Genomic DNA, 22,844 nt, shown 5'->3' with positions numbered 1-22,844 from the left:
GAGAGGAAAGCATCGATGAGCACTCTGCCGCCGGTTCGGACGGTTCACGTGTATTCCATGCACACCGACCCTTTTGCGCAGCCCGGTAGCGGAGATGCAGGCGGCATGAACGTCTATATTGCCCGGTCGGTGCATGCCATGCTGGAACTGGATCCGGAGCTGCGGGTTGAGGTTTTCACCCTGGATCGCGGTGAGGCGCTTCCGACCGATTCGCCGTTCCGTCAGCCTCCTCAGCCCGGCGAGCGCCTTGTGCGCCACAGTCTTGATCTGCCCTCCGCCCGTGGTCTTTCGAAGAATGAGCTGGCTGCGGTCACCGATGATTTTGCGCAGGCGTGCGTCGAGCAGGCACTGTACACCCCGGATATTATTCACGCCCACTATTGGCTGTCGGGTCAGGCTGCGGCTCGTGCATCCGACCTGTGGTCGGCTCAGGGCGTTGGCTTCCCGGTTCCTGTTCTTTTTACTCCGCATACGACGGCTGCTGCCAAGGATGCGCGCCGCGGCGAAGGTGAGGCGCCCGAACCCGAGGAGCGCTATGCCGCCGAGCGCCTGATGAGTAGCTCCGCGAGCCGGGTGATTGTGAATACTCCCCTGGAGGCGCAGCAGATGGGCGAGTATTACGGTACGGACGCGCAGAAGCTTGCCACTATCCCGCCGGGTGTTGACACCTCGATTTTCCATACGATTCCTGGCGTGCATCCGCTCAATGACACCTCTGAGACTCGTTGCCGCATTGTTTTTGCCGGTAGGCCTCAGCCGTTGAAGGGCCCGCATCTGCTGGTGGAGGCACTCGCGCTGCTCCCCGATGACTTGCAGGTGGACGTAGATATTATTGGTCGTTCCGATTCGGATTATGAGCGCCGCCTGTTGCAGCGTGCAGCTGAGCTGGGTGTGGCGGATCGGGTGCATTTGAAGGACCCGGTTCCGGCGTCTGAGTTGGCGAATATTTTCCGTGCCGCCGATATTGTGGCATCCCCGTCGTCGTCTGAGACATTCGGCCTGGTCGCTTTGGAAGCGCAGGCGTGCGGCGCGGCAGTGCTCGCTACGGATGCTGACGGTCTGCGCTATGCGGTGGAGAACCACCGTACGGGTCTGCTGGTGGCGCCTCGTACTCCGCAGCGTTGGGCTGCGGCTATTGAGCGTCTGGTGCGTGCCCCGTATCTGCGTCATTCGTTGGGTGCGAACGCCGCGGCGCGTGCCCGCACGATGGGTTGGGATCAGACGGCGCGCCGAACCCTTGAAGCTTATGCCGAGGTACGTCAGGGTATCTCGCAGTAATGTATTTTTCACGTTGTGAGGAGTTTTAATGTCTTTCTCCATGAGCCGCGATGAGTTCGCCGCGTACCTGGATTCGGTGCGTATTACCGGTGAGGTAGCGACCGCCCGAGAGAATAACCTGGACCATATTCAGGGTTTCCTGGATGGTAATGAGCACCTTGAGTTTGGTGTGCAGTGGACCCGCGAGTGGGATTACGATTCGGTGTTTGAGGTGATGGTCCGCCGCGCGGGTCTGAACCCGGACCGTTCGCATACTCACGGTCAGGACACTATTGGTGCCGAGCAGTGCATCAGCGCGCTGGAGGAGTACGCCCGTATCTTTGGCGAGGCGGTGCGTGCGGGTTCTCGTATTCTGTTTGCGACCGGTCACCCGGCGGGTCTGTTCCCCATGTACGCGGTGATGGCTGCGGCGGCGAAGGCTGCTGGTGCTGAGGTTCTTCAGATTGAGGAGGGCGAGCGTTTCCTGGACGGCGACGTCCGCCAGATTATGGATGTCGTGATGTTTGAGCAGTACGGCAACCTGCAGCATACGCATTTCCCCGGCCCGATGCGCATCGCTTTGGATCAGCTGGAGGCGCGTGGCGTGACCCCGGACCTGGTGGTTTCGGATCACGGTATGGGTGGTTATGCGGCGTCTACTCGTAAGCTGCTGACGATTGGCATTGCGGATTGTAATGATCCGGGTCTGTTTGTTGCGGCTGAGCAGGGAGATTTGCCGGTGTGCGTGCCGATGGACGATAACGTTCCGCCGCGCCGTTATGAGCCGATGATTGATTTCATTTTGGATCGTGCGGGGCTTGAGCGTCCTTAATGTCCCTTTTACGCCGTGTGCGTAGGGTTTGTTATTGAGCCTCCGGGGTTTGTCTTTTTATATGCCGGTTATTGTTTTTCTGCAGGTGCGTGAAACATACCGGTAGTTTTGGGAGTTTCTTAGCTCCACTAGGCATTCTTCCCGGAGGCTCTTATTCTCTTCTTTTTCTGTGATTGATTTCATCACACCGGAGCGACTTTGCCTCTTCATTCTTCGAGACGGAAGACCCCCGACCCCGTAGAATAGTTTACGGAACACGTTTATGCGCTCTGTGGGCTCATATAACGCTCCACTAGGCGTCTTACCAGCGCCTTTGCCGTAGTCTCTGCCATTATTTTCACTCAGTAAGATTAAGGGTTCACTCATTCATCAGGACAAAGACTAGGACACGATTCCCTATTCACCGATAATTAGGGGTAAATGTGCCTATTCGCCGCTCTCAGTCCACGACACAGGACAAATTTCCGGGGAAGATTACACCGTTGAAAGTACAAGATCGTCTTAAAAAAATGTGGGGTTCAGACTTCGTCGTCAAGCGAAGCTGGCATCCCAAGGTTCAGCGTGCCCTTTACTTTGGCGATTTTCTCGCCATTGCTATTGCGGTTGTCGCTGCGCATCTGATTCGTTTCGGGTGGGAGAATGCTGACCTGCCCTATGTGAACGTTTGGCCTATTAACGCCCTGGATGGCCGTATTCCCGCTATTGATTACATCTTCCTGGGCGTTGGTATGGTTGTCGGCTGGTGGTTTATCCTCCAGGTGAACGGCTCCCGCAGCCTGCGCATCATGGGGTTCGGCACTGAGGAGTACCGCCTCATTACTCGCGGTACTACTTACTTTTTCTGCCTGCTGATTATTGTGGCGTTCTTCCTTAAGGTTGACGTCACCCGTATGTACCTGCTGATTGCTTACCCGCTGGGTCTGTTCCTTCTGCTCGTTGAGCGTTGGCTGATTCGTCAGGGTCTGGTGCGTTCGCGTACTCGCGGTCGTGCGTTGACTCGCGTCATGATTATTTCTGATGTGACGACCGGTCAGCACCTGTACAAGAACCTGAAGGATGTGGTTGCTTCCGGTCTGTCCCCCGCTGCGTTCTACCTGCCCGGTTTCACCCCGGGTACTACTGTTGCTGGCGCTCCGATTCCGGTCCTTGGTTACAGCACTTCTCCGGCTGACATTATGGAGGCCATCCGCGAGAACGATATTCACATGGTCGCGGTTACGAATGGTCACCACTTGAGCCCGGATCAGGTTCGTCTGCTGGGTTGGAAGCTTGCTGATGCGCATATTTCGCTGATTATGGCTCCTGCGACGACCGATATTGCTGGTCCGCGTATGCACATGCAGCCGCTGAATGGTCTGCCGCTGGTGCACGTGTCGACGCCGCGTATTACCGGTCTGTCGGCGTTCTTCAAGCGCGCTGTGGATGTTGTGTCTTCGGGTCTGGGTTTGATTCTGCTGTCTCCGCTGTTCCTGGTGGTGGCGCTGCTGGTCAAGCGTGATGGCGGTCCGGTCTTCTTCCTGCAGAACCGTGTGGGTCTGAACGGTGAAATGTTCAAGATGGTGAAGTTCCGTTCGATGCGTACTGACGCCGAAGAGGTTAAGAAGCGCCTCCTGGAGCAGAACGAGGGTAATGGTGTGCTCTTCAAGATGAAGGACGACCCGCGTATTACCCCCATCGGCAAGTTCATCCGTAAGTACTCGATTGATGAGTTGCCTCAGCTGTGGAACGTGTTCATTGGCGATATGTCGCTGGTGGGTCCGCGTCCTCCGCTGGTTGAGGAAGTTGAGCAGTACGAGGACATTGCGTACCGCCGTCTGCTGGTGAAGCCCGGTATTACCGGTCTGTGGCAGGTTTCTGGCCGTAGTGACCTTTCTTGGGAAGAGTCGGTTCGTCTGGATCTCTACTATGTTGAGAACTGGTCGCTTACCGGTGACCTCATTATTCTTCTGCGTACTGTCCGTGCGGTTTTCGCTAAGGAAGGCGCGTACTAAGAAGAGTTGGGGGTCTCTCGCTGGTATGTATGCCGTTTTTGAAGATGCTGTTCCGGCACAGGCAGCTTGGCATCATCCATTGATATAAACGCACAGAAGGGGCGTGAATCCATTTCCGGTGGATTCACGCCCCTTCCTTTGTGCCTTCTGCCTGGTTCATTGAGAGACGCTCTAGAATCTCTGGAGGGCGTTAGGCTGGAGGCGGCGTACTGGGCGCCTCTGCCCTATTCGGCGATGAGTCGCGCAATGACTTCGGGGAGCATCTGCGCGACGCGGGTTGCCGGGGCGGGGCCCAGCAGTGCGTCCTTGACGCTTCCGGTGGCGCTGGCGCGTGCGGCTTCACCGTGCAGGTAGACTGCGAGCGCGCCGATGGAGGCGAAGGTGCAGCCTTCTAGGGCTTCTCCGCGGGCGTCGAAGGCGGCTACGGTTTGGGCGAGCAGGGCGCCGTAGATGCCGGTGAGGGTGTCGCCGCTGCCTGCGGTGGCGAGCCAGGGGCTTCCTCCGGCGACGCTGTAGGTGGCGCCGTTGGGTGCAGCAATGAGCGTGTAGCCACCCTTGAGCATCACGGTGGCGCCGGAAAGTTCGGAGGCGGCGCGTACCCAGCGGAAGGGTTCTGCGTCGATATCCTTGCGGCTGGGTACGATGGCGTCACCCAGGTGCTTCTTCCAGGTTTCGGGGGCGAGCTCGTGCACGATACGCAGGAAGCGTTCGAGCTCTGCGGCATGCGGAGTGAGGATCTTGTGGGAGCCGAGGGGCTTGCCGGTTGCCAGGTATTCTGCCGCCAGGTCGCAGGCGCCCGCGTCGATGATGGCGGGTTCGGGCGAGTGGAGCAGGTAGCGGTTCTTGTCCAGCGAGTCGTGGCTAGAGCCAGATCCGCCGGCCCATACGGTGACCCTCTGCAGGGCGGGGGCGCCGCTGAAGTAGACGGTTTCGGGGTTGTGGGCAATCATGAGCTGGCGTAGCTCGTGAGAATTGGCGTTGAAGCGGACCATGCCCACGCCGGTGTTGAGGGCTGCGCGTACACTCATGAGGGCTGCGCCGGGGTATTCGAGGCTACCGGTGAGCATGCCCAGTACGCCGCGGGTGTACTTGTGGGAGTGCTCGTCGGGTACTTCGATGAGTTCGCGGTAGTCTTCGCGGTCGAGAACGCGCAGGGCAGGCTTGTGGGAGTTGAGGGCTTCGGGAACGCCAAGGTCGTAGAGTTTGATGTCTCCGGAGTGGACGCTGTGGCAGGTGCCTGCCGGTAGCTTGTGGCCGATGAAGGTGACGGTGCGATCGGCGCGCAGGGAGGGTTCGTGCACGGTTCCGCGGTTGTTGTCGACTCCGGAGGGGGTGTCTACTGCGAGGACTGCGCCGAGCTTACCGTCGAGCTGCGCTGCACGGAGTACGCCCAGGTATTCGCCGGCGCTACCGCGTACGGCACCGCTGGAGCCGGTACCGAGGATGCCGTCAATGGTCAGGTCGTAGCCGGTAAGGTGTTCGAGGGTGTGTTCGGGGTCGAGTACGCGGGTGCCTTCGCCGCCTTCGCGGGCGATGAGTTCGAGGTTCTTTTCGCTGGGGTCGAAGATGACTGCGTCAACGCGGTGGCCCTTGGCACTGAGACGGGCGCCGGCGTAGATGGTGTCTGCGCCGTTGTTGCCCGGGCCGATGAGGAGCAGGATTTTGGCGTTTTCTGTGCCGTGGAGTAGCTCCTGCGCTTCGGCTGCGACGGCGTCTGCGGCGCGTTGCATGAGGTATCCGTCGTAGTCGGCGGCTTCGATGTAGGGCTTTTCTGCTTCGCGTACCTGGGAAGCAGTGTAGATGAGCTTCATTGCTGTCTCCTTGGGTGGCACCGTGCGGGCCTTAGGGGTCACCTGGTTGTGATGTTGATGTGACTCTGTGTTGGTGTAATTCTGTGTTAGTGTGACTCTACGTTAGTCGTCGGTGTCATCACCGGCGATGACGCTGAGTCGGTAGCTTTCGGGGTTGAACTTTTGCAGGTGCGCCAGTTCTGCATCGCTGAGGTATTCGGCGGTTGCGATGGCGATGGCGATGGGTTCATCGTGGGTCAGCGAGAGGTGGATGCGGTTGATGCCGAGTTCTTTAGCACGGCGGGCGATGGTGCCCTGAATGATGAGGTAGGGTTGGCCGCTTTCGGCGGTGGCGACTTCGCAGTCTTGCCAGTTGAGTCCGGCGGGTGCTCCGAGTACTTTTGCGACGGCTTCTTTGGCGGCAAATCGTACGGCTTGGGAGCGTACATTCCGGGTACGTTCGTTGGGGGTGAAGACGCGGCGGACGAAGGCTGGTGTTTCGGTGACGATTCGTTCGAATCGTTCGATGTTGACGGTATCTACGCCGATTCCCATGATCATGAGCTTCACCTTCTGGGCTAGGGGTGGTGCCGCGTCCTGTTTGCGGTTTCTCTTGTTTTAAGTCTAGCGAGATTCGTTTCTTTTAGATGGGATAGCGGCAAATATGACGCATAGTTGATATCTGTTTCACAGCGTCTATTTTTGTTGGGTCATCCACGAATAACCACCAGGTTAAACGACAAGGGCGGTGGTCAAGTTCTCTAAGAACTCAACCACCGCCCTTGTCGTTATCGCTGAGGCGATTTCCGAGGATTACTCCAGAGGATTACTCCACGGTCACGGACTTTGCGAGGTTACGCGGCTGGTCAACGTCCAGGCCCTTAGCTTCTGCCAGTGCGCATGCGAAGATCTGCAGGGGCACGGTTGCCAGCAGGGGCTGCAGCAGCGAGGGGCATGCCGGGACGGTGATGAGGCGGTCTGCGTAGGGCTTGACGGCCTCGTCGCCTTCCTCTGCGATGACGATGGTGAAGGCGCCGCGAGCGCGCACTTCCTGGATGTTGGAGACGACCTTGCCGTGCAGGGAGTCGCGACCGTTTGCGGAGGGAACCACTACGATGACCGGCTGGCCTTCATCGATCAGTGCGATGGGGCCGTGCTTGAGCTCGCCTGCTGCGAAGCCTTCAGCGTGGATGTAGGTGATTTCCTTGAGCTTGAGTGCGCCTTCCATTGCGACGGGGAAGCCCACGTGGCGGCCAAGGAAGATCACGGAGGAGGCATCCTTCATTTCGACGCCCAGTTCCTTGACCTGGGTGTCGTTGTCGAGGACCTTCTGGATCTTTGCGGGCATGTTCTGCAGCTCGGCAAGGATCGAAGCAATTTCGTCCTTGTACTTGTTGCCGCGCAGCTGTGCCAGGTACAGGCCAAGCAGGTATGCTGCGGTGATCTGTGCCAGGAATGCCTTGGTGGATGCCACTGCGATTTCGGGGCCTGCGTGGGTGTACAGCGCAGCGTCGGATTCGCGGGGCAGGGTCGAGCCGTGGGTGTTGCAGATGGAGATAACCTTTGCACCCTGTTCGCGTGCGTGGCGCACTGCCATCAGGGTGTCCATGGTTTCGCCGGACTGCGAGAGTGCCACGATGAGGGTCTTCTCGTTCACGATGGGGTCGCGGTAGCGGAACTCATGTGCGAGCTCAACCTCGGTGGGGATGCGGCACCAGTGCTCGATGGCGTAGCGTGCCACCTGGCCTGCGTATGCTGCGGTACCACATGCGACGACGATGATCTTGTCGATGGTGCGCAGCACCGAGTCGTCAATGTTCAGTTCGTCGAGGGTGAGGTTGCCGTTTTCGTCGAGGCGGCCCATGAGGGTCTGCTCAACTGCGGTGGGCTGCTCGTGGATTTCCTTCTCCATGAAGGAGTTGAAGCCGCCCTTTTCAGCTGCTGCGGCGTCCCATTCGATGTGGAAGGGCTTGCCCTCTGCGGGGTTGCCTTCGAAGTCGATGATGGAGTAGTCGCTGCCGGTGATGGTCACGATCTGGTCCTGACCCATTTCGACGGCTTCCTTGGTGTAGTCAATGAACGCGGAGACGTCAGAGCCGAGGAAGTTCTCGTTCTCGCCCAGGCCGATGACCAGCGGGGAGTTGCGGCGGGTTGCCACAACGCGGTCCGGGTGGTCGGCGTGGATAGCCAGGATGGTAAATGCACCTTCGAGGCGGTTGGATGCGACGCGTACTGCCTCGGTGAGGTCACCGGTACCGAGCTTGTTGTAGATGCTTGCGATGGTTGCTGCAGCTACCTCGGTGTCGGTCTGAGATGCGAACTCTACGCCTTCGGCGAGCAGTTCGGCACGCAGTTCTGCGAAGTTTTCGATAATACCGTTGTGTACGACGGCGAGGCGGCCGTTGTCGACAACGTGGGGGTGAGCGTTGTTGTCGGTGGGTCCACCGTGGGTAGCCCAACGGGTGTGACCGATACCAATCTGGGAGTCCGGCAGGGGGTTTTCCTTAACCTCGTTTTCGAGGTTCAGGAGCTTGCCTGCCTTCTTACGGAATACGATGCCGTCGGGGCACACGAGTGCCACGCCAGCAGAGTCATAGCCGCGGTATTCCTGGCGGCGCAGACCTTCGAGGACCACATCGTATGCGTTGTGGTCAAACTTGTTACCGTCCGGAGCAGTGTCCAGACCTACATATCCTACGATTCCACACATGCTATAAGTTTATCCCACAAGTATCCAGATATGCGCACGGTGAAATACCGTTATACGTCACGTTTATTGTGGCTTTCCTGGCTTTTTCAGGTTTTACCCTTTTCTTTCCATACATTTATTTCTTCAGACATACCGTGAGAGTAGATATTTTCCCCACGGGCTGAAAGTTCGTACACTTAGATAAATGAGCACCGCACCGTATTTTTCTGGCGATGACCGCTTCATGCATCTTGACCGTTCCCGTTGGTCGCACCTAGCCGATGAGATTTCTGTTCCCCTCAGTGCTGAGGAAATTGAGTCTCTTCGAGGCCTGGGTGAAACTGTCGACCTTGAGGAGGTGCAGCGTATTTATCTGCCGGTTTCTCGTCTTCTGAATCTGTATGTGACTGCTGCTTCTTCGTTGAACCATATGACAAATGATTTTCTGCATGTGTCTCAGCGGCGTGTCCCGTTCATTATTGGTGTGGCGGGTTCTGTTGCGGTGGGCAAGTCGACGACGGCGCGTATTTTGCAGGCTCTTTTGAGTCGTTGGCCGTCTACTCCTAATGTTCAGCTGGTGACGACGGATGGTTTCTTGTACCCGAACGCGGAGCTTCAGCGTCGCGGCATTATGCACCGTAAGGGTTTCCCGGAGTCGTATGATCGCCGCGCCCTGTTGAATTTTGTGTCGCAGGTGAAGTCTGGCGCTGAGCGTGTGGTGGCGCCGAAGTATTCGCATCTGTATTACGACATCATGCCGGATGAGCATATTGAGGTCACGGCACCGGATGTTCTGATTCTTGAGGGTTTGAATGTTTTGGCACCTTCGCAGGCTGAGGGTCCGGAGACTTCCGATTTGACGCTGAGTGATTTCTTTGATTTCTCTATTTATGTGGATGCCCGCACTGAGGATATTGAGCGCTGGTATGTGAATCGTTTCTTGACTCTGCGTTCTTCGGCTTTTGCGAATCCGGAGTCGTATTTCAAGCGTTATGCGGAGCTGAGCGATGAGCAGGCGGTTGAGGTAGCGACCGGCATTTGGAAGAGCGTGAATGAGCCTAATCTGGTGCAGAATGTTTTGCCGACTCGTGCTCGTGCGCATTTGATTCTGCAGAAGGGTGCCGAGCATACCGTGGAGCAGGTTCTTCTGCGTAAGAACTAGAGGTTCTTTAGGTTTTTAGTGTTCGTGTGCGGCTTTTAGCCGGTATTGTGGTGCATTCTAGTAGAAGGCGCCGGAGGCTCCACTCCCTCGCGGGGTGGGTTTAGGCTTCCGGCGCTTTTTGTTTGCATCTACGCCATGATGAGGAGTTATTGTGAAGTCTCTGCACCGTACGTCTACCGCTCAGGAGTCTCTTAATAGTTCTGCGCTGAACCGCCGCGCTCTCTTGGGTGCCGCTTTGGGGGTTGGCGGTACCGCACTATTGGTGGCTTGTGGTTCGCAGGGTGGTTCACAGGGTCAGGGTGCCTCCTCTTCATCTTCTGCAGCGAGCGCTTCTGCTTCTGAGTCTGCGACGGCTTCAGTGGCTTCTTCTAGTGCCTCTTCCACTGCGGCGACCTCTTCTGCCGCGCCCTCCCCTGTTGCTTCTGCTACCGGTGCTTCTGCCAGCACTTCAGCTTCTGCGAGCACGTCTTCTTCCCCGTTGGCTCTTGCTCAGCCGAGTGTTGAGTCTCAGCCGGACTCGTTGCGTTGCCTCGTGAATAAGATGCGCCCTTTTGCGCAGCAGGACTGGGAGCCGAGTGACCTGGTGGAGTTCTACGGCCATCAATTGCGTGCTGAGGCGGCTAAGGCGGCGGACACGATGATTGATGCGGCGGCGACCGACGGCGTGACCCTGCTTGTTTCTAGCGCGTATCGTTCGTATGCGGTGCAGCAGCAGACCTATCAGTATTGGGTTTCGGTGAACGGCCAGCAGGTGGCAGACCAGTTGTCGGCTCGTCCCGGCTATTCGGAGCATCAGACGGGTTTGGCGATTGATTTTGCTTCTCCTGAGGGTTGCCGTCTGGAGGAGTGTTACCGCGATACGCTGGCTGGTCAGTGGTTGGCGAAGAATGCTCCGCGTTACGGATATATTTTGCGTTTCCCTGATGGTCGTCAGTCGGTGACCGGTTATCGTTTTGAGCCGTGGCATTACCGTTATGTGGGTGTGCAGATTGCTCAGGAGTATGTGTCTTCGGGTGCGAAGACTTTTGAGGAGTTCATCGGTACGGGTGCGGCACCCGATTATGCAAGTGCGAGCTAGGCTCTGGGCTAAGCTTTCAGCTTTGCCAAGTGCGTCGAGTGGTGATGTGCATCGTATTTCTAGCTTCCGTGTCGGAATTAAATAGGCGCAGTAGATGCATATTTTTTCGCGTACAAGTCCTGCAAATCCGCGGTTTTTCGCGGGTTTCAGAGATTTTTACTCAGCTTCATGTAACCTAGACCTTAAGTATTGGGCGCCACGGAATCACTGTGAAGAAAGACACATGCTTTACAGTGAAAATTTTCTCAGAATATGGCATTTTCTGAGGTGAAAAGGCGCTATTCTATATCTCATGCTTAAGGGTTTTAAAGATTTTCTGATCCGCGGTAACGTCATCGACCTCGCAGTTGGTCTGATCATGGGTACCGCCTTCACCGCTGTGGTGAACGCACTCGTCCAGTCCGTCCTGATGCCCGCTATCTCGATGCTGGTGAAGTCCCCCAACTTCGACGAGTTCCTGGTCTTTGACCAGATCAAGGTTGGCGTGTTCCTGACCGCTGTTGTTAACTTCATCCTGATCGCAGCTGCTGTGTACTTCGCAGTTGTTCTGCCCGTTCAGAAGCTGACCGAGCTGGCAGCAAAGAACAAGGCTGAGGAAGAGGAAGAGACCGAGATTGCACTTCTCAAGGAGATCCGCGACGCTCTGGCAAAGAAGTAATTTCTCTGCTCTCTAACACTAACTTTCAAACCCCCGTATCCCTGTGGATACGGGGGTTTTCCGTATCCTCATCCCCTACGCCCGCTCAAGATGACGAAGAAGGGCTGGGAAGGTAACACCTTCCCAGCCCTTCTCTATCCTCCACTGCGGTCTTCGCACCGGAAGAATACGTTTAGAGTGCCAATTCCTTAGCCACGACGTCAGCCAGCTGCTGAGCAACCTCATCAGCCTGCTCCTGGGTTGCAGCCTCAACCATCACGCGAACCAGAGGCTCAGTGCCGGATGCACGCAGCAGCACGCGGCCGCTCTCACCCAGTACGCCTTCAGCCCCGCTCACAGCGGTAGCGAGCGCCTCGTTGGTCTTGACCGCCGCACGGTCAACGCCCTTGACGTTGATCAGGCGCTGCGGGGTGGGCTGCATGCGGGATGCCAGCTCCGAGAGGGTCTGACCACTACGAGCCACCTCTGCAGCCAGCTGGATGCCGGTCAGAACGCCGTCACCGGTGGTTGCGTAGTCGCTCATGATAACGTGGCCGGACTGCTCGCCGCCAAGGTTGTAGCCGTGCTCGCGCATAGACTCGAGGACGTAGCGGTCACCCACAGCGGTGCGGCCGAGGGTAATGCCGTGCTCGCGCAGGTACAGCTCCAGGCCCAGGCTGCTCATCACGGTTGCGACGAGGGTGTCCTTTGCGAGCTTACCTTCGCGCTTAGCGGCAACAGCAAGGATAGCCATGATCTGGTCGCCGTCTACCAGGTTGCCCTTTTCATCAACTGCCTGGCAACGGTCGGAGTCGCCGTCGTGGGCGATGCCGAGGTCCGCGCCGTGCTCAACGACTGCTGCCTGCAGCTTCTCGGGGTGGGTGGAGCCCACGCCGTCGTTGATGTTGGTGCCGTTGGGCTCTACAGCCAGTGCGATAACCTCTGCACCCAACGCTTCGAAAGCTGCGGGAGATGCTGCGTATGCCGCACCGTTTGCGCAGTCCAGAACAATCTTCTTGCCTGCGAGGGGCTTGCCTTCGGGCAGGGTGGAGACCAGGTGCTTCACGTAAGCCTCGGTACCGTTCTCCAGGGGCTTGACGGTACCCACAGCACCACCGGTCGGGTAGCGGAAGGACTTCTCACGGTAGACGCGCTCAATGGCGTCCTCAACGGAGTCTTCCAGCTTCTGGCCGCCTCGGGCCAGGAACTTAATGCCGTTGTCCGCTGCGGGGTTGTGCGATGCAGAAATCATCACGCCGAAGTCAGCACCGGTGTGTGCCACCAGGTAAGCTGCTGCGGGGGTGGGGACAATGCCGGCGTCCAGCACGTCAACACCTGCGCTAGCGAAGCCAGCCTTCATCGCAGAGACAATAAAGTCTGCAGAGGATCGGGAGTCATTTGCGATCACGGCACGGGGGCGTACACCCTCTTCTACCGTGTCAAAGCCCAGCACAATAGAGGCCGCCTGCGCGAGCTCCATAGCCAGGGCGGGAGTAATTACATCGTTTGCCAGACCGCGTACGCCGTCGGTTCCAAAAAGTCGTTCAGTCACCCTTTTATTTTACGATGCGCATAACTCTCCTCAGGCGTATACACCGTATTTTCTTCAGAATCAGAAAGTGATTTTCAGCGGCTACATATCTGCTTCATAGCTAATGTTTCTGTAGACGCGCAAAGGTGCCTGCTCTCAGTTCCCAGAGAGGGAAAAGAGAGGCAGGCACCTTCACAGGGCAAGCTGTTTAGCGGTTATACCGCCGCAAGGTTGAGTTGTTACTCTCCCTTATCTCTCAACGCTTACTTGACGACGGGGAAGCCGTCGGGGGAGTCACCGGACTCGTCCTCGAAGACGTGTGATGCGGAGCGAACGATCAGCGAGTCGAGCTCGCCCACGACTGCCTCGTCCTTGGAGGGGTAGTCGAACTGGGAGAGCACGTAACGCATTGCTTCCAGACGTGCGCGCTTCTTGTCGTTGGACTTGATAACGGTCCAGGGGGCGTCACCGGTGTGGGTGTAGAAGAACATTGCTTCCTTTGCCGCGGTGTAGTCGTCCCACTTATCCAGGGATGCCAGGTCGGTGGGAGAAAGCTTCCACTGGCGAACCGGGTCGGTACGGCGGGAGGTGAAGCGTGCGAGCTGCTCTTCGCGGGTGACGGAGAACCAGAACTTGATGATGTGGATACCGGAGTTCACCAGCATGCGCTCCAGGTCCGGAACTTCGCGCATGAACTCGAAGTACTGCGCCTGGGTGCAGTAGCCCATAACGCGCTCAACGCCGGCACGGTTGTACCAGGAGCGGTCCATCAGGACGATTTCGCCGCCGGAGGGCAGGTGCTTGATGTAACGCTGGAAGTACCACTGAGTCTGCTCGATATCGGTCGGCTTCTCCAGTGCCACAACGCGAGCGCCACGGGGGTTCAGGTGCTCGGTGAAGCGCTTGATGGAGCCACCCTTACCTGCTGCGTCACGGCCTTCGAAGATGATGAGAATCTTCTGACCAGTGGACTTAGCCCAGAGCTGCAGCTTCAGCAGCTCAATCTGCAGGGCACGCTTTTCCTTCTCGTATGCCTTACGGCTGAGCTTGGTGTCGTAGGGGTAACCCTTCTTCCATGCCTGCGAGGTTTCGTCGTCCTTCTTGTCCTTGCCGAGGGCGCGGGTGAGGGAAGCCATTTCGTCCAGCTCTGCCGAGTAGTCCTCGACAACGGAGGTGCGGCGTGCCTGGGGCTTCAGGGCTTCCTTGATGGCTTGTTTCTTCTCAGAACCGGTGTGTGCGTGTGCGCCTTCAGCGGCGTGCTGGTGGGCTTCAGTCTGAGGAGCCTCCACTGCCTTCTTTTCGGGCTGGGTGGAGGGATTCTGCTCTGCCATGAGTACTCTTTTCTTCCTGTCTGCTTTGACTCTTTAACTCTACCGGTGTGCTCTTCGATGAACAAACGTAACAGTTATATGCACCCTATAACCTTGTAACGCTCACGGTGAGTAGATACGCAAAACGCCCCGCTCTCCTAGGGAGAAGCGGGGCGTAACGCTTCGGAAAAACCAGCGATTAACGCTTGGAGAACTGCGAAGCCTTGCGTGCCTTCTTAAGACCAGCCTTCTTACGCTCGATGACGCGTGCGTCACGGGTCAGGTAGCCAGCCTTCTTCAGTGCGGGGCGGTTGTTCTCGCGGTCGATCTCGTTCAGTGCACGAGCGATACCCAGGCGCAGAGCACCTGCCTGACCGGAGGGGCCACCACCGTTGATGCGTGCGATGACGTCGTATGCACCCTCGAGCTCCAGGAGCTTGAAGGGCTGGTTGACGTCCTGCTGGTGCAGCTTGTTGGGGAAGTAGTCTTCCAGGCTACGACCGTTGATGGTCCAGTTGCCGGAACCGGGCACAACGCGAACGCGTGCTACTGCTTCCTTGCGGCGACCAACTGCTGCGCCTGCAACGGTCAGTGCCGGACGTGCTGCCTTAGCCGCTGCGGGGGCAGCGGACTCCGAGGTGTAGCTGGTCAGCTCTTCCTCGACTACGATCTGCTCTTCGTTCTGAGCCACGATTTCTCCTATTGTTTCTTCGTAGGCCCGAATTACTGGGCGACCTGGTTGAATTCGTAGGTCTTGGGCTGCTGTGCCGCGTGCGGGTGCTCGGGGCCAGCGTAGACCTTCAGCTTCTTGAGCTGCTGTGCAGCAAGCTTGTTCTTGGGCAGCATGCCCTTAACAGCCTTCTCAACCGCACGAACGGGGTTGGTCTCAAGCAGCTCTGCGTAGTTCACGGACTTCAGACCGCCGGGGTAACCCGAGTGGCGGTATGCACGCTTCTGCTCGAGCTTTGCACCGGTCAGGGCGACCTTCTCAGCGTTCACGATGATAACGAAGTCACCGGTGTCAACGTGGGGAGCAAAAGTCGGCTTGTGCTTACCGCGCAGCAGGATAGCGGTCTGGCTTGCGAGGCGGCCGAGAACAACGTCGGTGGCGTCAATGACGTGCCACTGGCGCTCGACTTCGCCGGGCTTGGGAGTATAAGTGCGCAAAATATTGGCCTTTGTCTCGAAATGTACATACGGCGCTTAGTTGGGTATCGCGCCTTTTACTTACGTGCATGACGAACACCCGGGTGAGGACCGAGCTGCCGCCCGTTCTGCCCGTACTCTAGACCGCCTTAACGTCCTGCAACTAGACAGCGATTTAGAGCGCGCTCGGGTAGAACACGCACAACATATCAAGACTATACAGGACGTCGAGTGCTTAATCCACCGCCGAAGCCTTAAAAATAGGGCTTTTTTGTCTTAAACACATTTTAAATTCCATCCGTGTAATTCACCTGAGGTAGTTGCGCTCCCCCGCGACGCTTCACGGCGCATGAGCAACATGACGGAGCTCAATATGCACAGGGCGTTAAGCGCTCTGTGCTTCGTGGTCCTCGCGCTTTGCTCGAGCACGTTTCGCCTGCTCTCCATACAGCTCTGGGGCAGGGTAGTAAATCTCAGCTAGTGCCAGAGCATGCGGAGGCGCCAGAGTCAGCGAAGCCTCGCGTCCCGGGTTCTTGATCCGCTCACGCAACCAGGCCGCGTCACGTTTACCCGTGCCGTAGAGCACCAACGCACCCACAAGTGAACGCACCATGTGATGACAGAAGGCATCAGCCACCACACGCACCTCAATAAGGCCACTTTCAGTACGAGTGAAGCTAAGTTCTCGCAGCTCACGAATCGTGGTCGCGCCTTCACGCGGCTTGCAGAAGGCGAGAAAATCACGCAGACCGAGTAGCTGCTGCGCTGACTGGTTAAGATCAGCACAATCCAGGTGCTCAGGTACCGCCCAGGTGTAGGTACGGTGCAGAGGATTAAGACCGTTCGCCGCGCCATCTGCAATGCGATATACGTAGCGGCGACCGGTAGCCGAGAAACGCGCATCAAATTCGAAAGAAACTTCGCTCACGCGGTGAATCTGAATAGCACCCTGCAGAATACCGCGAACGTTCTTCGGCAAGTTCAACTGCTCTTCCGCATCGTAAAGACAACGCTGAAGAGCGCCGGTGAGGCGGCGGCCCAGGGCAGCCGTCGGGTCGTCCTCCCCAGTTCGACCTTGCAGGCGAGTCCAATCCTCATCGTTCAGATCGCAATGCAGAGTCTGGGCTTCCGCATGCACACCGGCATCGGTTCGGCCTGCGACCACCACGCGGTGAGGCGCCCGCAAAATCAGTTCAAGGGCGTTCTCAATGACCCCCTGCACGGTAACCAGGTTCGGTTGGGCAGCCCACCCGCTAAAAAGAGAACCGTCGTAGGCACAATCAATTCGCACGCGGTGCGTAGCAGTGAAGGGCTGTTCTTCACGGTTCTCTAAAGCAGTAGCGTTATGCATTGGTGTGCCTTTCAGCGGTAAAGGACGGTTGAAGAATACGGGCCGGCTCTTGTATAGCGAATGCGCAAAGAACCGTCTCCTCGTTAAGTATGCAGATACACCAATCCGCCGCCCACAGCAGTGGACGGCGGATTGATATATTTTAGGCTTAGCCTAAATCAGCTGGGATCCGTATTACTCGGAAACCTTCTGTGCTGCTGCGCCACCTGCGGGGGCGTAACCTGCAGCCTCTGCCGACTCAGCGGAGTCGAACCAGATTTCAGCCTTGGTGCTGGAGTACCAGCGGGAACCGGGCACGTGGTACTTCATGGAATCGGCGTTACCCTTAACCTCGAAGCCCTCGGGAGCCTCGCCGGACTCCAGGGGTGCGTGGGAACCTGCGGGCAGGCCCTCGGCTGCTTCAGCCTTGGGAGCCTCAGCTGCCTTCTCAGCAACCTTGGTTGCCTCAGCAACTGCACCCTTGGTTGCAACGGGCTCCATGACGAGCTCGATGACTGCCATGGGAGCGTTGTCACCCTTACGGTTACCGATCTTGATGATGCGGGTGTAACCACCGGGGCGCTCTGCCATTGCCGGAGCAATAACGGTGAAGAGCTCGTGCACGACGGACTTGTCGGTGATGGAACGCAGCACGCGACGGCGAGCAGCCAGGTCGCCCTTCTTACCGAAGGTGATGAAGCGCTCTGCCACCGGACGCAGGCGCTTTGCCTTGGTCAGGGTGGTGGTGATGCGCTTGTGCTGGAACAGCTGCGCCGACAGGTTGTTGAGCATGTGGCGCTCGTGGGTCGGGGAACCGCCGAGGCGGGGACCCTTAGTGGGAGTAGGCATAGTTAAATCTCCATAGTTGCGTTCCCTAACGCCCCAGCAGCGGAGCCTCTTAGGGAATCAAGTTTGACTGATCCCGGTGGAACCGGGTGAACTATTCGGTCGAAATTATTCGCCGGAACCGTCTTCGTCATCAAGCGGGCGTGCAGCAGGCTCGAAACCGGGAGGGGAGTCCTTCAGGGCCAGGCCGAGCTCGATGAGCTTTGCCTTGACCTCGTCAATGGACTTAGCACCGAAGTTACGGATGTCCATCAGGTCAGCTTCACTGCGGGTCACGAGCTCACCCACGGTGTGGATGCCCTCGCGCTTGAGGCAGTTGTAGGAGCGGACGGACATGTTCAGGTCCTCGATCGGCAGTGCCAGATCAGCGGCCATGGACTCGTCGGCGGGCGACGGGCCAACTTCGATACCCTCAGCTGCAATGTTCAGCTCACGTGCCAGGCCGAAGAGCTCGACCAGGGTGCTGCCTGCAGAAGCAACGGCGTCACGCGGTGCGATGGCTTCCTTGGTTTCGACGTCCAGGGTCAGGCTGTCGAAGTCGGTGCGCTGCTCAACACGGGTCGCGTTCACGCTGAAGGTAACCTTCAGAACCGGGGAGTAGATGGAGTCAACCGGGATACGGCCAATCTCGCCATCGCCGACCTTGTTCTGAGCTGCAGTCACGTAGCCGCGACCGCGCTCGATAACCAGCTCAGCGTTGAAGTTTGCCGAGGCGTTCAGGGTTGCCAGGTGCAGTTCCGGGTTGTGGATCTCCACGCCAGCGGGAACCTCGATGTCGCCTGCGGTCAGTTCACCTTCGCCCTGCTTGCGCAGGTAGGCCACGACGGGCTCGTCGTTCTCAGAAGAGATGGAGAGCTTCTTGATGTTCAAGATAATCTCAGTGACGTCCTCGGTCACGCCGGGAACGGTGCTGAACTCGTGCAGTACGCCATCAATGCGGACGCTGGTAACAGCGGCGCCGGGGATGGAGGACAGCAGAGTACGGCGGAGGGAGTTACCCATGGTGTAGCCGAAACCGGGCTCCAGAGGCTCGATGGTGAAGCGCGAGCGGTTGGGCGCTACGACCTCTTCAGTCAGAGTGGGGCGCTGTGCAATAAGCACTTTGTTTCCTTTCGGTGAGCTCCGCTATATGAGCCCACAGGTTGGGGAAAACATATCTTAGGAAGCAGACGGGTGTCTGTACTCTCCGGGTACAGCTCCGTGGAGCGTACCCGTCGAGGGATTAGGTCAGGGACCTAATTAGACGCGGCGGCGCTTCGGGGGACGGCAACCGTTGTGTGCAACGGGGGTAACGTCCTGAATCGAACCGACCTCGAGGCCTGCAGCCTGCAGGGAGCGGATTGCGGTTTCGCGACCGGAACCGGGGCCCTTGACGAACACGTCAACCTTGCGGACGCCGTGCTCCTTGGCGCGGTTTGCAGCAGCCTCAGCAGCCAGCTGTGCGGCGTAGGGGGTGGACTTACGGGAGCCCTTGAAGCCCATGTCGCCAGCGGAGGACCAGGAGATCACTGCACCGGTGGGATCGGTGATGGAGACGATGGTGTTGTTGAAGGTCGACTTGATGTGAGCCTGACCAGCAACGATGTTCTTGCTAACCTTGCGGCGGTTGGTCTTACGAGCTGCCGCAGCGCGAGTCTTGGGAGGCATTTTTGATTCTCCTACAAAGGTTTTCTAATACGTTGGTCGGATAGAGATATCCAACAGAGCAACGTTGCTTACTTCTTCTTACCTGCGACGGTACGCTTCGGGCCCTTGCGGGTACGTGCGTTAGTCTTGGTGCGCTGACCGTGAACCGGCAGGCCGCGGCGGTGGCGCAGGCCCTGGTAGGAACCGATTTCAACCTTACGGCGGATGTCAGCTGCAACCTCGCGGCGAAGATCACCTTCAACCTTGTAGTTGCCTTCGATGAAGTCACGAAGTGCCACGAGCTCCTGGTCGGTCAGGTCCTTGACGCGGGTGTCAGGGTTGACGCCGGTAGCAGCGAGGGTTTCGTGTGCACGGGTCTTGCCCACGCCGTAGATGTAAGTGAGAGCAACTTCCACGCGCTTTTCGCGGGGAATATCAACTCCAGCGAGACGTGCCATACTGGCTTCTCCTTGTTGTTTTCCAGAGGTCTATAGCATCACTGCCCGGGTTGTTCTGACCCGGTCCCCGGCCTCTGAGTCCGGAGGTATCCGAAGGCGCCTCGTTGGCGTTGCTTCGGAGCGGTGCCTATGACAATTCCGCCCCCTTACAGGGCGGCTATGAAATCAGCTACTAGGGATTAGCCCTGGCGCTGCTTGTGGCGCGGGTTTTCGCAGATCACCATGACCACACCGTGACGGCGGATCACCTTGCACTTATCGCAGATCGGCTTAACGCTCGGCTTGACCTTCATCGCATTCCTTTTGATTGCAACTTGATTACTGGCGAGATAAGAGGTTCCCTCACTTACGTTGGGGAACTGCGTTATCCCTTTGAACACGATTTAAACGCCGCCAGGGGCGACGTTTATCTCGGGTTTACTTGTAACGGTAGACGATACGACCTCGGGAAAGGTCGTAGGGGCTCAGTTCCACTACTACTCGGTCCTCAGGCAGGATGCGAATGTAGTGCTGACGCATCTTGCCCGAGATGTGTGCGAGAACCTTGTGGCCGTTATCCAGCTCAACACGGAACATCGCGTTGGGCAGAGCTTCAACCACAGAGCCTTCAATCTCGATGACGCCGTCTTTCTTAGCCATATCCTCCGCTAACGTCGGTGCCCGTCGCAGGTGCGGCGGGCAAATGTATCTTCTGTTTGTGAGCTCACCGCGGTGAGGTGCTAGGGCGTTTTAAGGCGCACTTAACACTGGCACAAACAACCAACTGTTAACTCTACGGCAAAGACCATGGAAAAACAACCGTGATTTTTATGACATCAGGCACTTAAGGTTTGAAAGGAAGAAGCCCCTCCCCCGCTATCGAGAAAGTCTTAAGGACTTCCCTCCTCGGGAAAGGGGCACCGTTTATCGGTCAAAGCTCAGCCGCTTAGTCTTCCTTAGCAGCCAGCTGACCGCATGCACCATCAATATCGGAACCGCGAGTATCACGAATAGTCGTCGGAATACCGTGGGCACGCAGACGCTCCACAAAGTTCTGCTCAACGCCCTTACGGGATGCCGTCCACTTCGAGCCCGGGGTCGGGTTCAGCGGAATCGGGTTCACATGCACCCAGCCGCGGCCGCGCTGAGCCAGCTTCTTGCCCAGCAGATCCGCACGCCAACCCTGATCGTTAATATCGCGAATCAGCGCATACTCGATGGAGACGCGGCGGCCGGTCGTACGGTAGTAGTCGTACGCAGCGTCCAGGGTCTCATCAACCTTCCATCGTTGGTTAATCGGAATCAGTTCATCACGCAGTTCATCATCCGGAGCGTGCAGAGACAGAGCCAAAGTAATGGGCAGCTTCTCCATCTCAAACTTGCGAATACCCGGCACCAGGCCCACGGTCGACATAGTCAGACCGCGAGCAGAAATACCCAGGCCCTCGGGCGAAGGGTCAATCAGACGGTGCACAGCACCCATGGTTGCCTTGTAGTTAGCGAGCGCCTCGCCCATACCCATGAACACAATGTTCGAGACACGCAGCGGACGAGTATCCTCAGAGCCACCTTCTGCTTCTTCCAGGCCCTTCATCTGCTTCAGGTAGCGGGCACCAGCTACGACCTGCTCCACAATTTCTGCGGTGGACAGGTTACGGGTCAAACCCTGCTGACCGGTTGCACAGAAGGGGCAGTTCATACCGCAGCCAGCCTGCGAAGAAATGCACATGGTCACGCGGTTGTCATAGCGCATGATGACAGACTCAATGAGCGCACCGTCAAAGAGGCGGTGCACAACCTTCAGGGTGTCGCCACCGTCAGCCTCGAGGGTACGGACCGGGGTCAGAAGCTGGGGCATCGCCTGAGCAACCATCTGCTCGCGATCCTTAGCCGGCAGGTCAGTCATCTCAGCGGGGTCAGTGACCAGACGCTCAAAATAGTGCTTAGACAGCTGGGACGCACGGAACGACTGGTAGCCCAGTTCCTTCAGAAATTCGCGGCGGCCAGCCATATCAAAGTCAGCGATGTGCTTGGGCGGCTTCGCGCGGCGCGGCGCTTTCAGGGCAATCTGGCCGGGTGCGGGGCGAACGTTCGAGATTTCAACCGGCACCTTGGTCGCAGCGGGTGCGGTTGCCTCGCCGCTATTGAGAGTTTCGCTCATGGAGCTTCTTCCTTGTGATGTGGATGCTTTCGGATGCGTTGTCACGCACCGGACCGGATTCGCCGGTTTCTTCGGATGGAGGTGGGGCAGCTAAAGGTGGGTTCCCCCTAGGGGGGGGCTTAGGCGGGAATCGGAACCGGGGTTACGCCAAAGCGAGCAAGTTCGCTGGCGCCGCCGTCTTCTGCGGTCAGAACCCAGATGCCGTCGGTGTGCACAGCAACGGAGTGCTCCCACTGGCATGCATCGGAACCGTCAACGGTCACAACGGTCCAGTCGTCAGAGAGTACCTTGGTCTCGATGGAACCGGTGACGAGCATCGGTTCGATAGCGAAAGCCATGCCAGGCTTAATCTTCGGGCCCATGTCACGTACTGCGTAATTCAGTACGTCCGGTGCCATGTGCATCTGGGAACCGATACCGTGGCCTACGTAGTCTTCAATGATGCCGTACTTGTCGCCATATTCTTCGGTCACGTACGCTTCGATGGCAAGGCCAATTTCGCCGACCTTCTTTGCGGTTGCCAGAGCAGCGATACCGTGCCACATTGCCTCGCGAGTGACGGCGGAGAGTTCCGCGCGGGCTTCGCTCACATTGTCACCGACCAGCACGGTACGTGCCGAGTCGCCGTGCCACTGGCGATTGGTGGCGGGGTCGATGACGTATGCGCCACCGTCGATGGAGAGAATATCGCCGTCCTTGAGAACGTAGTCGCCGGGGATACCATGAACGACCTCGTGGTTGACGGAGGTGCATACGGTCGCCGGGTAGTCGTAGTAGCCGTAGAAGTTGGAGGTGCCACCCAGCTCCAGCATGGTGCGCTCAAAGGCGGCGTTCACCTCTGCGGTGGTTACGCCTGGGCGGGCTGCCGCCACTGCCGCATCGAGTGCACGGCTGGTAATGACGCCTGCACGAGCCATCTGCTGAAGCTGTGCATTGGTTTTGATTTCGACTCGTGCCATTCTGGCTCCTTAGGTATGGGGGGCAGTACGCCCAAGCTTAGAACTCTACAGACAGCACTGTA

General features: G+C 57.9%; 22 protein-coding genes. 6 read left to right on the top strand and 16 right to left on the bottom strand.

The annotated features are described in order from the left end of the window. Nucleotides 1-15 precede the first annotated feature (15 nt). From O3649_RS01105 to O3649_RS01095, 3 genes are all read left to right on the top strand, one after another. Nucleotides 16-1,278: a glycosyltransferase gene (locus tag O3649_RS01105; RefSeq protein ID WP_049363214.1), complete on the top strand. Its 1,263-nt coding sequence runs from the start codon at nucleotides 16-18 to the stop codon at nucleotides 1,276-1,278. Nucleotides 1,279-1,306: 28 nt separating this feature from the next. Continuing rightward, nucleotides 1,307-2,089 carry a phosphatase gene (locus tag O3649_RS01100; protein ID WP_049341800.1) on the top strand — a complete coding sequence of 261 codons (783 nt, stop codon included), beginning with the start codon at nucleotides 1,307-1,309 and terminating at the stop codon, nucleotides 2,087-2,089. A 509-nt stretch (nucleotides 2,090-2,598) separates the two neighbouring features. Next, nucleotides 2,599-4,080 carry a sugar transferase gene (locus tag O3649_RS01095; RefSeq protein ID WP_044150222.1) on the top strand — a complete coding sequence of 494 codons (1,482 nt, stop codon included), beginning with the start codon at nucleotides 2,599-2,601 and terminating at the stop codon, nucleotides 4,078-4,080. 224 nt (nucleotides 4,081-4,304) lie between these two features. On the opposite strand, the gene O3649_RS01090 is transcribed toward O3649_RS01095, so the two are convergent. From O3649_RS01090 to glmS, 3 genes are all read right to left on the bottom strand, one after another. Further along, nucleotides 4,305-5,891 (bottom strand): bifunctional ADP-dependent NAD(P)H-hydrate dehydratase/NAD(P)H-hydrate epimerase, encoded by a 1,587-nt coding sequence (locus O3649_RS01090; RefSeq protein ID WP_314099929.1) that lies wholly within the window; start codon nucleotides 5,889-5,891, stop codon nucleotides 4,305-4,307. A gap of 102 nt (nucleotides 5,892-5,993) precedes the next feature. Further along, entirely contained in the window at nucleotides 5,994-6,431 is a 438-nt protein-coding gene (locus tag O3649_RS01085) for a holo-ACP synthase (protein ID WP_070642933.1), read from the bottom strand. A gap of 265 nt (nucleotides 6,432-6,696) precedes the next feature. Continuing rightward, nucleotides 6,697-8,580, bottom strand: a complete 1,884-nt coding sequence (gene glmS / locus O3649_RS01080; RefSeq protein ID WP_070506897.1) for a glutamine--fructose-6-phosphate transaminase (isomerizing) — start codon at nucleotides 8,578-8,580, stop codon at nucleotides 6,697-6,699. A gap of 184 nt (nucleotides 8,581-8,764) precedes the next feature. Here glmS and coaA point away from each other — a divergent pair, with 184 nt between their 5' ends. The 3 genes from coaA (at nucleotide 8,765) to mscL (ending at nucleotide 11,457) form a co-directional block, all read left to right on the top strand. Next, complete coding sequence (gene coaA / locus O3649_RS01075) at nucleotides 8,765-9,721, top strand: type I pantothenate kinase (RefSeq protein WP_371572359.1); 957 nt, start codon at nucleotides 8,765-8,767, stop codon at nucleotides 9,719-9,721. A gap of 151 nt (nucleotides 9,722-9,872) precedes the next feature. Next, complete coding sequence (locus O3649_RS01070) at nucleotides 9,873-10,799, top strand: M15 family metallopeptidase (protein ID WP_070615106.1); 927 nt, start codon at nucleotides 9,873-9,875, stop codon at nucleotides 10,797-10,799. Nucleotides 10,800-11,091: 292 nt separating this feature from the next. Next, the gene (gene mscL / locus O3649_RS01065; RefSeq protein ID WP_371572357.1) at nucleotides 11,092-11,457 is read left to right on the top strand and encodes a large conductance mechanosensitive channel protein MscL; all 366 of its coding nucleotides are present in this window, start codon (nucleotides 11,092-11,094) and stop codon (nucleotides 11,455-11,457) included. Nucleotides 11,458-11,629: 172 nt separating this feature from the next. Here the strand turns inward: mscL and glmM are convergent, their stop codons facing one another. The 13 genes from glmM to map all read right to left on the bottom strand — a co-directional run bounded on the left by glmM (nucleotide 11,630) and on the right by map (nucleotide 22,782). After that, nucleotides 11,630-12,988, bottom strand: a complete 1,359-nt coding sequence (glmM, locus tag O3649_RS01060) for a phosphoglucosamine mutase (protein WP_371572355.1) — start codon at nucleotides 12,986-12,988, stop codon at nucleotides 11,630-11,632. Between the two features lie 242 nt (nucleotides 12,989-13,230). Continuing rightward, complete coding sequence (gene ppk2 / locus O3649_RS01055; protein ID WP_049341783.1) at nucleotides 13,231-14,298, bottom strand: polyphosphate kinase 2; 1,068 nt, start codon at nucleotides 14,296-14,298, stop codon at nucleotides 13,231-13,233. Nucleotides 14,299-14,476: 178 nt separating this feature from the next. Then, entirely contained in the window at nucleotides 14,477-14,968 is a 492-nt protein-coding gene (rpsI, locus tag O3649_RS01050; protein ID WP_005505036.1) for a 30S ribosomal protein S9, read from the bottom strand. Between the two features lie 32 nt (nucleotides 14,969-15,000). Beyond that, nucleotides 15,001-15,444 carry a 50S ribosomal protein L13 gene (gene rplM / locus O3649_RS01045; protein WP_005505035.1) on the bottom strand — a complete coding sequence of 148 codons (444 nt, stop codon included), beginning with the start codon at nucleotides 15,442-15,444 and terminating at the stop codon, nucleotides 15,001-15,003. Nucleotides 15,445-15,808: 364 nt separating this feature from the next. Further along, nucleotides 15,809-16,774, bottom strand: coding sequence for a tRNA pseudouridine(38-40) synthase TruA (truA, locus tag O3649_RS01040; RefSeq protein ID WP_371572353.1), 966 nt, complete (start codon nucleotides 16,772-16,774; stop codon nucleotides 15,809-15,811). A 174-nt stretch (nucleotides 16,775-16,948) separates the two neighbouring features. Next, on the bottom strand, nucleotides 16,949-17,602 hold the full coding sequence (gene rplQ, locus O3649_RS01035; RefSeq protein ID WP_005505032.1) for a 50S ribosomal protein L17: 654 nt from the start codon (nucleotides 17,600-17,602) through the stop codon (nucleotides 16,949-16,951). 105 nt (nucleotides 17,603-17,707) lie between these two features. Continuing rightward, complete coding sequence (locus tag O3649_RS01030; RefSeq protein WP_005505031.1) at nucleotides 17,708-18,700, bottom strand: DNA-directed RNA polymerase subunit alpha; 993 nt, start codon at nucleotides 18,698-18,700, stop codon at nucleotides 17,708-17,710. A 138-nt stretch (nucleotides 18,701-18,838) separates the two neighbouring features. Further along, nucleotides 18,839-19,246: a 30S ribosomal protein S11 gene (gene rpsK, locus O3649_RS01025; RefSeq protein WP_005505028.1), complete on the bottom strand. Its 408-nt coding sequence runs from the start codon at nucleotides 19,244-19,246 to the stop codon at nucleotides 18,839-18,841. Nucleotides 19,247-19,314: 68 nt separating this feature from the next. Beyond that, nucleotides 19,315-19,683, bottom strand: coding sequence for a 30S ribosomal protein S13 (gene rpsM / locus O3649_RS01020; RefSeq protein ID WP_005505026.1), 369 nt, complete (start codon nucleotides 19,681-19,683; stop codon nucleotides 19,315-19,317). Between the two features lie 179 nt (nucleotides 19,684-19,862). Beyond that, entirely contained in the window at nucleotides 19,863-19,976 is a 114-nt protein-coding gene (gene rpmJ, locus O3649_RS01015; RefSeq protein WP_004005257.1) for a 50S ribosomal protein L36, read from the bottom strand. A gap of 124 nt (nucleotides 19,977-20,100) precedes the next feature. Then, on the bottom strand, nucleotides 20,101-20,322 hold the full coding sequence (gene infA, locus O3649_RS01010) for a translation initiation factor IF-1 (protein ID WP_005505018.1): 222 nt from the start codon (nucleotides 20,320-20,322) through the stop codon (nucleotides 20,101-20,103). A gap of 286 nt (nucleotides 20,323-20,608) precedes the next feature. Next, the gene (gene rlmN / locus O3649_RS01005) at nucleotides 20,609-21,823 is read right to left on the bottom strand and encodes a 23S rRNA (adenine(2503)-C(2))-methyltransferase RlmN (RefSeq protein WP_005505017.1); all 1,215 of its coding nucleotides are present in this window, start codon (nucleotides 21,821-21,823) and stop codon (nucleotides 20,609-20,611) included. 119 nt (nucleotides 21,824-21,942) lie between these two features. Then, nucleotides 21,943-22,782, bottom strand: a complete 840-nt coding sequence (map, locus tag O3649_RS01000) for a type I methionyl aminopeptidase (protein WP_371572350.1) — start codon at nucleotides 22,780-22,782, stop codon at nucleotides 21,943-21,945. Between the last annotated feature and the right edge of the window lie 62 nt (nucleotides 22,783-22,844).

Origin of the sequence: Rothia sp. 27098_8_29 (genome assembly GCF_041432785.1) — a bacterium.
Taxonomy (GTDB): Bacteria; Actinomycetota; Actinomycetes; order Actinomycetales; family Micrococcaceae; genus Rothia; species Rothia mucilaginosa.
This window is presented reverse-complemented; position numbering and strand designations above follow the sequence as displayed.

Coding starts and splice junctions, on each gene's coding strand:
- O3649_RS01105 (WP_049363214.1), top strand. CDS start 16: ATGAGCACTCTGCCGCCGGTTCGGACGGTTCACGTGTATTCCATGCAC.
- O3649_RS01100 (WP_049341800.1), top strand. CDS start 1,307: ATGTCTTTCTCCATGAGCCGCGATGAGTTCGCCGCGTACCTGGATTCG.
- O3649_RS01095 (WP_044150222.1), top strand. CDS start 2,599: ATGTGGGGTTCAGACTTCGTCGTCAAGCGAAGCTGGCATCCCAAGGTT.
- O3649_RS01090 (WP_314099929.1), bottom strand. CDS start 5,891: ATGAAGCTCATCTACACTGCTTCCCAGGTACGCGAAGCAGAAAAGCCC.
- O3649_RS01085 (WP_070642933.1), bottom strand. CDS start 6,431: ATGATCATGGGAATCGGCGTAGATACCGTCAACATCGAACGATTCGAA.
- glmS (WP_070506897.1), bottom strand. CDS start 8,580: ATGTGTGGAATCGTAGGATATGTAGGTCTGGACACTGCTCCGGACGGT.
- coaA (WP_371572359.1), top strand. CDS start 8,765: ATGAGCACCGCACCGTATTTTTCTGGCGATGACCGCTTCATGCATCTT.
- mscL (WP_371572357.1), top strand. CDS start 11,092: ATGCTTAAGGGTTTTAAAGATTTTCTGATCCGCGGTAACGTCATCGAC.
- ppk2 (WP_049341783.1), bottom strand. CDS start 14,298: ATGGCAGAGCAGAATCCCTCCACCCAGCCCGAAAAGAAGGCAGTGGAG.
- truA (WP_371572353.1), bottom strand. CDS start 16,774: ATGCATAACGCTACTGCTTTAGAGAACCGTGAAGAACAGCCCTTCACT.
- rplQ (WP_005505032.1), bottom strand. CDS start 17,602: ATGCCTACTCCCACTAAGGGTCCCCGCCTCGGCGGTTCCCCGACCCAC.
- rpsK (WP_005505028.1), bottom strand. CDS start 19,246: ATGCCTCCCAAGACTCGCGCTGCGGCAGCTCGTAAGACCAACCGCCGC.
- rpsM (WP_005505026.1), bottom strand. CDS start 19,683: ATGGCACGTCTCGCTGGAGTTGATATTCCCCGCGAAAAGCGCGTGGAA.
- rpmJ (WP_004005257.1), bottom strand. CDS start 19,976: ATGAAGGTCAAGCCGAGCGTTAAGCCGATCTGCGATAAGTGCAAGGTG.
- infA (WP_005505018.1), bottom strand. CDS start 20,322: ATGGCTAAGAAAGACGGCGTCATCGAGATTGAAGGCTCTGTGGTTGAA.
- rlmN (WP_005505017.1), bottom strand. CDS start 21,823: ATGAGCGAAACTCTCAATAGCGGCGAGGCAACCGCACCCGCTGCGACC.
- map (WP_371572350.1), bottom strand. CDS start 22,782: ATGGCACGAGTCGAAATCAAAACCAATGCACAGCTTCAGCAGATGGCT.